We start from the raw sequence: 12,245 nt of genomic DNA on the forward strand, positions 1-12,245 counted from the left end.
ATGAGGTTCCAAGTGTGGACCATGATTGGCAATCAGTCGTTCGATTGGCGAGATAAAGCCTAAGCTTGAGCGGGAGTGCTCTTTTCCAGGGCATCGAATTCCTTTGGGAGCAAAGCTTGCTCCCACAGGGTTCGGTTGAGTCTTCATAGGGCACTAGACCTACACAGGGAGTTCTTCATGACACAACTACGCCGCGTCGCGATCATCGGTGGTAACCGCATTCCGTTCGCCCGCTCCAACGGGGCCTATGCCACCGCCAGCAACCAGGCGATGTTGACGGCTGCCCTCGAGGGGCTGATCGAACGCTACAACCTGCATGGCTTGCACATCGGCGAAGTGGCTGCCGGTGCGGTGCTCAAGCACTCCCGGGATATGAACATGACCCGCGAGTGCGTGCTTGGCTCGCGGCTGTCACCGATGACGCCGGCCTATGATGTACAACAGGCCTGTGGCACCGGGCTGGAAACGGTGCTGCTGGTGGCCAACAAGATCGCCCTGGGGCAGATCGACAGCGGTATTGCCGGCGGCGTCGACACCACCTCTGATGCACCGATTGCGGTCAATGAAGGCCTGCGCAGGATCCTGCTGCAAGCCAATCGCGCCAAGACCACCGCCGACAAGATCAAGACCTTCCTGCAACTGCGTCCCCAGCACCTCGTCCCCGACCTGCCGCGCATCAACGAACCGCGCACCGGCCTGAACATGGGTGAGCATTGCGAATTGATGGCCCAGACCTGGCAGATCCCCCGGGAGGCGCAAGACCAGTTGGCCCTGGAAAGCCATCAGAAAATGGCCGCGTCCTATGCCGAAGGTTGGCAGAACGACTTGATGACACCGTTTCTTGGGCTGACCCGGGACAACAACCTGCGCCCGGACCTGACCCTGGAAAAACTCGCTGCCCTCAAGCCGGCCTTCGAAAAAAGCGCGAAGGGCACGATGACCGCGGGTAATTCCACGCCACTGACCGATGGCGCTTCGTTGGTGCTGCTGGGCAGCGAAGAGTGGGCCAAGGCCCGAGGCCTGCCGATCCTGGCGTACCTGCGCGACGGCGAAACGGCGGCGGTGGATTTCGTCAATGGCGCCGAAGGACTGTTGATGGCGCCGGTCTACGCCGTGCCGCGGTTGCTGGCGCGCAACGGCTTGACCTTGCAGGACTTTGATTACTACGAGATCCATGAAGCGTTCGCCGCCCAAGTGTTATGCACACTGAAGGCCTGGGAAGACCCGGACTACTGCAAGACCCGCCTGGGCCTCGACGCGCCACTCGGGTCCATCGACCGCAGTCGGTTGAACGTCAAGGGCAGTTCCCTGGCCGCCGGACACCCGTTTGCCGCCACGGGCGGGCGCATTGTCGCCAACCTCGCCAAGTTGCTTGATGCCGCCGGGCGAGGTCGCGGCTTGATCTCCATCTGCGCCGCCGCAGGCCAGGGGGTGACGGCGATTATCGAGCGTTGAGGGCGGCGCCGTCCTGGCGGGACGCCAGTTCCCGGTGATGGCTGGCGTAGCGCTCGGCGAGGATCGAGCAGACGATCAACTGCAGCGGGTGATAGATCATGATCGGCAGCAGGATCAGCCCCAGGCCGGGATGGTTGCCGAAAATCAACGCCGCCATGGGCACTCCGGCGGCGAGGGATTTCTTGCTGGCACAGAACACCGCGGCAACCTCATCGGCGCTGCTGAAGTGCAGGGCGCGGGCGGTGCGGGTGGTCGCCCACAAGATGATCGCCAACAGTACGGCACTGCCAAGCACTGCGCTCAAGAGCACACCGTGGCCTTGCTGTTGCCAGATGCCGGACACCATCGAGTTGCAGAAGGCCGCATAGACCAGTAGCAGGATCACCAGCTTGTCAATGACGCTGGTGTAGCGTTTGTACCGACCGAAAAAACCGGCCAGCCAACGCCGCAGGAACTGCCCCAGCACCAGTGGCAGCAGCAACATCAGGCACAGGTCGAGCAAGGTTGACCCCAGGTCGATACCTCCGGCGCCGCTGCCGACCACGAAACTGACCAGCAGCGGTGTCAGGAAAATCCCCAGTACGCTGGACAGGCTCGCGTTGAGAATCGCCGCCGGCACGTTACCTTTTGCACTGCCAGTCAGGGCCACCGAGGAAGAAATCGTCGAGGGCAGGGCGCACAGGTAGAAGAACCCCAGCATCAGCAGCGCAGGCACATGGCTGCCGACTAGCCAGTGGCTGATCAGCCAGATCAATGGAAACACGCCAAAGGTGAAACCCTGCACCATCACATGCAGGCGGATGTTCTTCAAACCGTGGCGGATCTGTTCGCCGGACAGGTTGACCCCGTGCAGGAAGAACACCACGAAGATGCCGATGTTGACCACCCATTCGGCATGCATGGCACCGCCCGTGGCGCCAAAGGTGGGAAAGAAGTACGCCAGCAGCGTGGCGAGCACCATGCCGCACAGGAACCAGTCGGTCACCATGCGTTTGAGGTGTCTGAAGATATGCATAGGGCACCGCATGTTGTAAGAAAAGTCGACTTAGCCTAACGTCGTCCTCATCAGTCGTCTTGCGACATAAGGCCAATCAATGCCGCCTAACGGACACCAGCAGCTGGAACGACGTATCCCCGACCTGGCGCAATTGCCGAGGCCGCTGTATGCCCGCGTCGAAAGCTTGAGCGCCGGTTCCTGGACGCAAGCCCATCGTCATGACTGGGTGCAATTTTCCTACGCCATCAGCGGCGTTCTCGGCGTACACACCGCCGCCGGCAGCTTCTTCGCCCCACCACAACGGGGCATCTGGATCCCTGCCGACCTGGAACATCAGGTGGTGACCTCCACCCGGGCGGAAATGCGCAGCCTGTATGTCCATCGTCACGCCTGCCCCTGGGCCGATGAGCGCTGTCGGGTGCTGGAAGTCACGCCACTGGCCCGTGAGTTGATCAAGGTGTTCTGTCAGCTTCCGGTCGATTACCCGCAAGGCGATACCCAGGAACAACGGTTGGTGCAGGTGTTGCTGGATCAACTGGCGACCCTGCCGGAAGTGGGGTTCTCCCTGCCGCTGCCGCGACATGCCCGTCTGCTGGGGCTGTGTAATGAGTTGATCGAACAGCCTGAGCAGAACGTCACCTTGCACGCCTGGGCTGAGCGTCTGGGTACGTCGGAAAAAACCCTGATGCGCCTGTTTCAACGCGAGACCGGCCTGAGCTTTCGCGCCTGGCGCCAGCGCATGCGCCTGTTGTCGTCCCTGGGGTCGCTGGAGCAGGGCGACAGCGTCACCAGCGCTGCGTTGTCCTGTGGCTATGATTCAACGTCCGCGTTCATTGCCGCGTTCAAGGGGATGTTCGGCTTTACGCCGGGGGAACTGTTCAAGCATTGAGTCGTCGCATCGCTTACAACCGACGGTAGGCACGGCTGTCAGCTCTTGTCGCAAATGCCCGGGCATTCAGTTGCCAACGCCAAGTCCGGTCTCGGCTATGATTCGGCTCGGTCGATTAATCAGGCACATTGTGTGCATCGCAAGTTCATAGGTCGGCAACCCCTCCCCGTGGAGGAAGGATTGCCGTATAACGACTGTCATTCGCGTGTTTGGTAATAAAGGACCCACAATAAAAGCTGATGAAGACTCCAAAACGCATTGAACCCCTGATCGAGGACGGTCTGGTCGACGAGGTGCTGCGCCCACTCATGAGTGGTAAAGAAGCAGCTGTTTATGTGGTGCGCTGCGGCAACGAGCTACGTTGCGCGAAGGTCTACAAGGAGGCGAACAAGCGAAGTTTTCGTCAGGCGGCCGAATATCAGGAGGGCCGCAAGGTCCGCAACAGCCGTCAGGCCCGGGCCATGGCCAAGGGCTCGAAGTTCGGGCGCAAGGAAACCGAGGACGCCTGGCAGAATGCCGAAGTGGCGGCACTGTTCCGCTTGGCCAGCGCGGGTGTGCGCGTGCCCAAGCCGTACGACTTCCTTGAAGGCGTGCTGCTGATGGAACTGGTGACCGACGAGTACGGCGATGCAGCGCCGCGTCTGAACGACGTGGTGCTGGAGCCGGACCAGGCCCGTGAATATCACGCCTATCTGATTTCCCAGATCGTGCTGATGCTGTGTACCGGTCTGGTGCACGGCGACCTGTCGGAGTTCAACGTCCTGCTCACGCCGACCGGGCCGGTGATCATCGACCTGCCGCAGGCCGTGGATGCTGCGGGTAACAACCATGCTTTCAGCATGTTGGAGCGGGACGTGGGCAACATGGCGTCCTACTTCGGCCGGTTCGCTCCGGAGCTCAAGCGCACCAAGTACGCCAAGGAAATGTGGGCGTTGTACGAAGCCGGCACCCTGCACCCGGCCAGCCTGCTGACCGGCGAGTTCGACGAGCCGGAAGAGCTGGCGGATGTCGGCGGGATCATGCGCGAGATCGAGGCCGCGCGCCTGGACGAGGAACGTCGCCAGGCCGTCCGCGCCGCCGATGATGCCCCGCCCGGCAAGACCGAAGAACCAGCGCCGCCGTGGATGCAATGATTGGCTGAACGGAAACCCGACCATGGCCGTAATGCTGTTCACTTAAGGCCATCGACAAAACCCGTGGCGAGGGAGCTTGCTCCCGCTGGGCCGCGAAGTGGCCCCTAAACCTGCCAAATGCGCAGCATCAGACACACCACACCCGCCGGTTTACGACTGCTTCGCAGCCGAGCGGGAGCAAGCTCCCTCGCCACAGGTCCATCATTTTTCTTGAATGAATAGCATTAGGCCAAGGCGGGTTTTTTTGTAGGCACTGCAAAATCCTAGACCCACCGCGCTCCCACTGGGAATGTCAGAGGGGTGCGTTTTCCTGGCAACACCCCGATGCCAGTTCCTTGAGGATCGGGCAATCCGGACGGTGGTCGCCGTGGCAGTGTTCCACCAGGTCCTGGAGGGTGTCGCGCAGTTCGGCCAGTTCGCGGATTTTCTGGTTCAGCTCATCGATGTGTTGCCGGGCCAGGGCCTTGACGTCGGCGCTGGCGCGTTGGCGGTCTTGCCAGAGGGTCAGCAGTTTGCCGACCTCTTCCAGGGAAAACCCCAAGTCGCGGGAGCGCTTGATGAACGCCAGGGTGTGCAGGTCATCGGTGCCGTAGATCCGGTAGCCGCTGTCGGTGCGATGGGCGGCCTTGAGCAGGCCGATGGACTCGTAGTAACGGATCATCTTCGCGCTCAGGCCACTCTGGCGGGCCGCTTGGCCGATGTTCATCGCTTGTCCTCCAACTGCTTGGGTGTCCAGAACTTCAACAGTAACGCATTGCTGACCACGCTGACGCTCGACAGCGCCATGGCCGCGCCGGCCAGCACCGGATTGAGAAAGCCGAACGCTGCCAGGGGGATGCCGATCAAGTTATAGACGAACGCCCAGAACAGGTTCTGGCGGATCTTGGCGTAGGTCTTGCGGCTGATATCCAGCGCCGCCGGCACCAGTCGCGGATCGCCGCGCATGAGGGTGATGCCCGCGGCATGCATCGCCACGTCGGTGCCGCCGCCCATGGCAATGCCGATATCGGCGGCGGCCAGGGCCGGGGCGTCGTTGATGCCGTCGCCGACCATCGCCACTACCGAGTGTGTTTTCAACTGCTGGACGATGGCGGACTTATCCGCCGGCAGCACTTCGGCATGGACCTGGGTGATCCCCAGCGCTTCGGCCACCACCCGGGCGCTACCCCGGTTATCGCCCGTGAGCAAGTGACTGGCGATGTGGCGCTCATTGAGGGCCTGTACGGCAGCGAGGGCCCCGGGCTTGAGGGTATCACCGAAGGCGAACAGGCCCAGCACCCGAGGCGTCGCGTCTTGTTCGATCAGCCAGGACAACGTGCGGCCTTCGGTCTCCCAGGCCTGTGCCGACTCGGCCAGCGAGCCGGGGGCCAGGCCCAGTTCGTCCAGCAGACGGCGATTGCCCAGGGCCAGGCGATGCCCGTCGAGGCTACCGGCAATGCCGCGTCCGGCCAGGGACTGGCTGTCGCTGACATCCGGCACATCCAGGCCGCGCTCGGCGCAGGCATCCAGTACGGCTTTGGCGAGCGGGTGTTCGCTGCCGCGTTGCAGCGCGCCGGCCATTTTCAGCAGCGCGTCTTCATCACCTTCCAAGGCCGTCAAGTGGGCGATGCGCGGAGTGCCGGAGGTCAGAGTGCCGGTCTTGTCGAACACCACGGTGTTGACTTCATGGGCACGTTCCAGCGCCTCGGCGTCCTTGATCAGAATCCCGTGGCGCGCGGCCACGCCGGTGCCGGCCATAATCGCCGTGGGCGTCGCCAGGCCCAGGGCGCAGGGGCAGGCGATCACTAGCACGGCGACGGCGTTGATCAGCGCGGTTTCCAACTGCGCACCGTACAACCACCAGCCGATCAACGTCGCCAGGGCCAGCACCAGCACCACCGGTACGAACACCTGGCTGACTTTATCCACCAGTTTCTGGATCGGGGCCTTGGCGGCCTGGGCGTCTTCTACCAGGCGAATGATGCGCGCCAGGACGGTTTCGGTACCCAGGGCCAGCGTGCGTACCAGCAGCCGACCTTCGCCGTTGATGGCGCCGCCGGTGACTTTGTCGCCGGGCTGCTTGGGCACCGGCAGGCTTTCGCCGCTGATCAGCGCTTCGTCGGCGTGGCTCTGGCCTTCCAGCACTTCGCCGTCCACCGGGAAGCGTTCGCCGGGCTTGACCAGCACCAGGTCATTCAAGCGCAGGGCACTGATGGCAACATCCCGCTCCTGGCCATCGATCACCTGGATCGCCCGTTCCGGACGCAAGGCTTCGAGGGCGCGGATAGCGCTGGCGGTTTGTCGCTTGGCGCGGCTTTCCAGATATTTGCCGAGCAGTACCAGGGCAATTACTACGGCCGAGGCTTCGAAGTACAGGTGCGGCATGCCGCCAGGGCGGGCGATCACCCATTCATAAAGGCTCAAGCCGTAGCCGGCGCTGGTGCCCAGGGCCACCAGCAGGTCCATGTTCCCGGCACCGGCACGCACGGCCTTGAAGGCGGCGACGTAGAAACGCGCACCGAAGACGAATTGCACCGGCGTCGCCAGGGCGAATTGGACCCAGGCCGGGAGCATCCAGTGCACGCCGAACGGCTGCAGCAGCATGGGCAATACCAACGGCACCGACAGCGCAATCGCCAGCACCAATATCAGGCGCTCGCGGTTCAGACGGTTGGCCTGCGTGTCAGCGGGCTGTTCGGCCTGCCAGACAGTGGCGTCATAGCCGGCGCGCTTGACCGCATCGATCAGGTTTTGTGGATCCACTTGGCCGAGCAGTTCGAGGTGGGCCCGCTCATTGGCCAGGTTGACGCTGACCCTGTTTACCCCGTCGACCTTGCCCAAGGCGCGTTCGACCCGGCCGACACAGGAGGCGCAGGTCATGCCTTCGATGTTCAGTTCCAGGGTGTGCACCGGAACGCTATAGCCTGCCTGTTCGACGGCCTGCTTCAAGGCCGGCAGGCTACCTTCGGGGGCCTGGACACGCGCCTGTTCCGTCGCCAGGTTGACGCTGACGGCGCTGGCACCGGTGACTTTGCTCAAGGCCCGCTCGACCCGTCCGGCGCAGCTGGCGCAGGTCATGCCGGCAATGGGTAGATCGAATGTGATGGATTCGGACATCGGTCACGCTCCCTGTAGTGAATGACTACAGGATCAACCTTGCCATGTTGGCAAGGTCAAGCGCCAATCCTCTGTGGGAGCGAGCCACAAGTTCAAGTGGCGTGTCAGTAACCGAGCCCCGCCTGCTTGAGGAACATACCTTGTTCATTCATGGCGATGCGGAACTTCAAGATGTCACCGGCCTTGAGGGTGATGTTCTGCGACCCTGGCGCGAGCATGCCCGGGTTGCACCCCGGTGCCTGGCCTGGCAGCAACTTCAGGCGCAAGGAGAACTGGCCCGGCGGCAGGTTGAACGAGGTGCTTTGCTCCTGGAACAGCCTGGCCGAGAGCTGATCCTGGATGTAGATGCCGATTTCGCAACTGGTCGCCACTTCCAGGCGCTCGCGAGAAATGATCAACACGCCGTAGTCTTCGCCGGCGGCCGATGCCTGGGGCGCCACCGCTGAAAAACCGAGCATGCAAAACAGGCTGAACGCTGACCAGCGCATGGCTGAACCTCCGGTGTTAAATCCTTGATGTGTGCAGCTTGGCTGAGCGCGATGCCGATTGCCAGCCCGGCAGTTTTTGTCAGAACTTGACCTTGCCATGATGGCAAGCTTGAGACTGCTGGCAACCTCAATCCCAAGGAGTTATCTCATGCAAACTTTCAATGTCCAGGGCATGTCCTGCGGTCACTGTGTCAAGGCCATCACCCAGGCGCTCAAGTCCAAGGACCCGGCGGCCGATGTGCAAATCGACCTGGGCGCCAAGACTGTCCAGGTCCAGAGTTCGTTGCCGGCCGATGCCGTGCTCGCGGCCATCAAGGAGGAGGGCTACGAGGCCAGCCCCGCTTGAAGTTTTTTAATCGTTAGCGACCTACCGGAATGTTCAAGAGCGTCCGGCACGGCTAGACTGTCGGGCTGTCGAACGACGCCTGAGCTGGACGCCCGATGAACCTCCGTACCATTCTGATTCTTGGCGCCTTGAGCGCTTTCGGTCCCTTGGCGATCGACTTCTACCTGCCTGCCTTTCCGGCGATGGCCACGGCCTTCGGTACCGATGAAAAACACATCCAGTTGACCCTGGCGGCCTATTTCCTCGGCTTGTCCATCGGGCAATTGGCCTATGGGCCGGTGGCGGACCGGTTCGGGCGGCGCATTCCGCTGCTGACCGGCGTCGGCCTGTTCACTCTGGCCTCCCTGGCCTGCGCCTACGCGCCGAGCCTGGAATGGCTGATCGGCGCCCGTTTCGTCCAGGCCTTGGGTGGATGCGCCGGGATGGTGATCTCGCGGGCGGTGGTCAGCGACAAATGCGACGCGGTGGGTTCGGCCAAGGTGTTTTCGCAGTTGATGCTGGTGATGGGCCTGGCGCCGATTCTCGCGCCGATGCTGGGCGGGTTGCTGGTGAACCTGCATGGCTGGCAGTCGATTTTCATTGCCCTGACCCTGTTCAGTGCATTGGCGTCGACGGCGGTGGCCTTGTGGCTGCCGGAAAGTTTGCCGGACTATGTGCCTCGGCAACCGTTGTCGGGGGCGTTGCGCCAATATGGCCGGTTATTGACCGACGCTGTCTTCCTCGGCCATGCGCTGACGGGGGGTATCGCTATCGCTGGGATGTTTGCCTACATCGCCGGTTCGCCTTTCGTCTTTATCAAGCTCTACGGTGTACCGGCCGAACATTTCGGTTGGCTGTTCGGCACCAACGCGGCGGGCTTCATCCTGGTTGCGCAGGTCAACGCCCGGCTGCTGTCCAAGCGCGGCCCGGCGTTTCTGCTGAGCCGCGCGGTATGGGTCTACGTGGGCGCCGGGCTGAGCCTGCTGGCCGTCAGCTCATTGCAACCTGCGCAGTTGTGGCCGCTGCTGCTCCCGCTGTTTATCTGCATCGCCAGCCTGGGGTGCATCCTTCCCAACGCCTCGGCCTGCGCCATGAATGGACAGGGCGCCCGGGCCGGCAGTGCTTCGGCGATGCTGGGATGCCTGCAGTTTTCCGTCGCCGCCGGGGCAGCCTCGTTGGTGGCGGCGCTGCATGACGGCACCGCCGTGCCAATGGCGCTGGTCATCAGCCTTTGCGGGCTGTTGGTGGTGAGCGCAGCGATGTTGACCCGTCGCCTGCAAAATTCCCGGACGCTGGCCCAGGCCAGTCGCGAGGGCTGACTCAGCCGACCGCGCGCTGCTGTTGTTCGGGGAAATGATGGGGCGCGAGGATCCGCGCTTGTAGGGTGCTGGCGAAGGCCTGGGCTTCGGCCTCGGTACGGAAGGTGACGACGTGCTGGTCAAGGCGCACTTGCCACTGGGATTTTGCCACTTCTTTTATCAGGATCTTCATTGCTGACCTCCTCACGAAAAGATTGCGTTGCAAAGGCCTCGAGTGTAGACCCGAATGCGATCGCAATTGTGACAAGGATCAATTCTCGGACTGACGGTGCGGTCCCAAGTTAATGCAACACCTGTGGAGAGGGAGCAAGCTCCCTCTCCACAGGTGAAGTGTTTCGACCTGCCGTCAGAAGCCCTCGAGCACAATCTTGCCCTTGGACTTGCCGCTTTCCAGCAAGGCATGCGCCCGGCGCAGGTTCTCGGCGTTGATGGTGCCGAAATGCTCGCCAACCGTAGTCTTCAGTGTGCCTGCGTCGATCAGGGCGGCCACGCGGTTGAGCAGTTTGTGCTGTTCAAGCATGTCGGCCGTTTCGAACAGCGAGCGGGTGTACATGAATTCCCAATGCAACGACAGGCTCTTGCGCTTGAGCTTGGTCACGTCCAGCGCCTTGGGATCGTCGATCAGCGCCAGTTTGCCCTGGGGCGCGAGGGCTTCGACCAACTGGTCCAGATGCTGGTCGGTCTGGGTCAGGCTGGCGACGTGAGTCACCTGGGGCCGGCCCGCTTCTTTCAACACTTGGCTCAATGGCTGGCTGTGGTCGATCACCAGGTCGGCCCCCAGGCTGCGCACCCAATCCTGGGTCTGCACACGGGACGCGGTGCCAATCACCTTCAGCCCGGTGAGTTGGCTGGCCAGTTGCGTCAGGATCGAACCCACGCCTCCCGCCGCGCCGACGATCAACAGGCTCTGGCCCAGGTCGCTTTGGCCTTCCTGGATTTGCAGGCGCTCGAACAACAACTCCCAGGCGGTAATGGCCGTCAGCGGCAGCGCCGCCGCTTCGGCGAAACCGAGGGTCTTGGGCATGTGGCCGACGATGCGCTCATCCACCACGTGCAGCTCGCTGTTGCCGCCGGCCCGGGCGATGGAGCCGGCATAGAACACCTGGTCCCCGGCCTTGAACAGCGTGACCTCGCTGCCCACCGCCTTGACCACTCCGGCCACGTCCCAGCCCAGCACCTTGGCCGCGCCGTCTTCGGGCTGGACGTTCTGGCGGACCTTGGTGTCCACCGGGTTGACCGAAATAGCCTTGACCTCCACCAGCAGGTCCCTGGGACCGGCGACCGGTTCTGGTAGCTCGATGTCCTGGAGCGATTGCGGGTCAGTGATAGGCAAAGAGTGGTAGTAGGCGATGGCTTTCATGAAGCGGCTCCGTGAGATGAATTCGATGGAGGCCATGTTTAGCTATTTATCGTCGAGATAAAACCGGCTAAAAGAACAGGCTCTTTCAATGATTTTTTGATAATGGAGTCGTCATGCTTCGCTTCGATGACTTGCAGTTGTTTGTCCGGGCGGCGGACCTGGGCAGTCTTTCGGCTGCGGCCAGGGTCATGGACCTGTCGGCGGCGGTGGCCAGTGCCGCGTTGAAACGGATCGAGCAGCACCTCGGCGCGCGGCTGTTGGCCCGTTCCACCCGTAGCCTGCGCCTGACGGCCGAAGGCGAGGGCTTTCTCGAATATGCCCGGGCCGCATTGAGCAGCCTTGACGAGGGCCGGCGGTTGTTGACCAGTGGCCAGGACCAGGTCAGTGGGGTGTTGCAGTTGTCCGCACCGTCGGACCTGGGACGCAACCTGCTGCTGCCCTGGCTGGACGCGTTCCAGCGCGAGCACCCCGGGCTGACGGTGCGGCTGTTGCTGGGCGATCGCATAGCCGATCTGTTCAAGCAGCCGGTGGACATCGCCTTGCGTTATGGCGATCCGGAAGATTCGAGCCTGGTCGCCCTGCCCATTGCCCCGGATAACCGCCGGGTGCTGTGCGCATCGCCGGACTATCTGGCTCGCCACGGTGCACCCCATCAGTTGGAACAACTGGCCCAGCACAACTGCCTGTTGTACATGCTGGGCAGTCGGGTCCATGACCGATGGGGTTTTCATGACGGCAAACGGGAAGTGAGCCTCACCGTCAGTGGCGACCGTTTCAGTGACGACGCCGATGTGGTGCGACGCTGGGCGGTGGCGGGTGCCGGGATTGCCTATAAATCGTGGCTGGATGTGTCCACAGACGTGCTGGCCGGACGCTTGAAAATCCTTTTGCCGAACCTGCAATGCGAACGCGCGCCCCTCAATCTGCTGTGTGCCCACCGGGCGCAATTAAGCAAGCCCATCAACCTTTTGCGGGACATGCTCCAGGCCCGCTGCGGTGAATTGACGGCTCGTTTTCCAGTCTTGACGGGGACCGGCCATTAGTCGCGGGCAAATAGAGAATTTTCCCTCAGGAACAATCGCCTCCAAAGGTTTCCGGAGGACAGGAAAGCTCGAGCGCCCCGCTTATACTAGCGACCGCCTGCGCCAGAGCAGTAGACGAATGATTCAACAGGGAGTGAATA

At 62.4% G+C, this 12,245-nt stretch carries 12 protein-coding genes; 6 read left to right on the forward strand and 6 right to left on the reverse strand.

Annotated elements, in window-relative coordinates; all coding sequences use genetic code 11:
• Nucleotides 1-177 precede the first annotated feature (177 nt).
• Complete coding sequence (locus BT116_RS04255) at nt 178-1,455, forward strand: acetyl-CoA C-acetyltransferase (RefSeq protein ID WP_063323100.1); 1,278 nt, start codon at nt 178-180, stop codon at nt 1,453-1,455.
• Here BT116_RS04255 and BT116_RS04260 read toward each other — a convergent pair.
• Nucleotides 1,442-2,470, reverse strand: a complete 1,029-nt coding sequence (locus BT116_RS04260; protein ID WP_072340306.1) for a bile acid:sodium symporter family protein — start codon at nt 2,468-2,470, stop codon at nt 1,442-1,444. The genes BT116_RS04255 and BT116_RS04260 overlap by 14 nt on opposite strands.
• 79 nt (nt 2,471-2,549) lie before the next feature.
• On the opposite strand from BT116_RS04260, the gene BT116_RS04265 reads away from it, so the two are divergent.
• A complete protein-coding gene (locus BT116_RS04265) occupies nt 2,550-3,341 on the forward strand; it encodes an AraC family transcriptional regulator (protein WP_072340309.1) in 792 nt (263 codons plus the stop codon).
• A 239-nt stretch (nt 3,342-3,580) separates the two neighbouring features.
• Nucleotides 3,581-4,474, forward strand: coding sequence for a PA4780 family RIO1-like protein kinase (locus BT116_RS04270; protein WP_072340312.1), 894 nt, complete (start codon nt 3,581-3,583; stop codon nt 4,472-4,474).
• 292 nt (nt 4,475-4,766) lie between these two features.
• Here the strand turns inward: BT116_RS04270 and cueR are convergent, their stop codons facing one another.
• The 3 genes from cueR to BT116_RS04285 form a co-directional block, all read right to left on the reverse strand.
• Nucleotides 4,767-5,180, reverse strand: a complete 414-nt coding sequence (cueR, locus tag BT116_RS04275; RefSeq protein WP_072340315.1) for a Cu(I)-responsive transcriptional regulator — start codon at nt 5,178-5,180, stop codon at nt 4,767-4,769.
• Entirely contained in the window at nt 5,177-7,570 is a 2,394-nt protein-coding gene (locus tag BT116_RS04280; protein WP_072340319.1) for a heavy metal translocating P-type ATPase, read from the reverse strand. Before BT116_RS04280 ends, cueR begins: the two co-directional genes overlap by 4 nt.
• A gap of 104 nt (nt 7,571-7,674) precedes the next feature.
• A complete protein-coding gene (locus tag BT116_RS04285; RefSeq protein WP_072340322.1) occupies nt 7,675-8,058 on the reverse strand; it encodes a hypothetical protein in 384 nt (127 codons plus the stop codon).
• 148 nt (nt 8,059-8,206) lie between these two features.
• Here BT116_RS04285 and BT116_RS04290 point away from each other — a divergent pair, with 148 nt between their 5' ends.
• Nucleotides 8,207-8,404: a heavy-metal-associated domain-containing protein gene (locus tag BT116_RS04290; RefSeq protein ID WP_063323094.1), complete on the forward strand. Its 198-nt coding sequence runs from the start codon at nt 8,207-8,209 to the stop codon at nt 8,402-8,404.
• A gap of 95 nt (nt 8,405-8,499) precedes the next feature.
• Entirely contained in the window at nt 8,500-9,702 is a 1,203-nt protein-coding gene (locus tag BT116_RS04295; RefSeq protein ID WP_072340325.1) for a multidrug effflux MFS transporter, read from the forward strand.
• A gap of 1 nt (nt 9,703) precedes the next feature.
• Here the strand turns inward: BT116_RS04295 and BT116_RS30990 are convergent, their stop codons facing one another.
• Entirely contained in the window at nt 9,704-9,874 is a 171-nt protein-coding gene (locus BT116_RS30990) for a hypothetical protein (protein ID WP_170845930.1), read from the reverse strand.
• Between the two features lie 174 nt (nt 9,875-10,048).
• Nucleotides 10,049-11,062, reverse strand: a complete 1,014-nt coding sequence (locus BT116_RS04300; RefSeq protein WP_072340328.1) for a zinc-binding alcohol dehydrogenase family protein — start codon at nt 11,060-11,062, stop codon at nt 10,049-10,051.
• A 113-nt stretch (nt 11,063-11,175) separates the two neighbouring features.
• On the opposite strand from BT116_RS04300, the gene BT116_RS04305 reads away from it, so the two are divergent.
• Nucleotides 11,176-12,105: a LysR family transcriptional regulator gene (locus BT116_RS04305; RefSeq protein WP_072340331.1), complete on the forward strand. Its 930-nt coding sequence runs from the start codon at nt 11,176-11,178 to the stop codon at nt 12,103-12,105.
• Nucleotides 12,106-12,245: the final 140 nt, after the last annotated feature.

Source organism: Pseudomonas sp. NFACC16-2, from assembly GCF_900119205.1.
Taxonomy (GTDB): Bacteria; Pseudomonadota; Gammaproteobacteria; order Pseudomonadales; family Pseudomonadaceae; genus Aquipseudomonas; species Aquipseudomonas fluorescens_Q.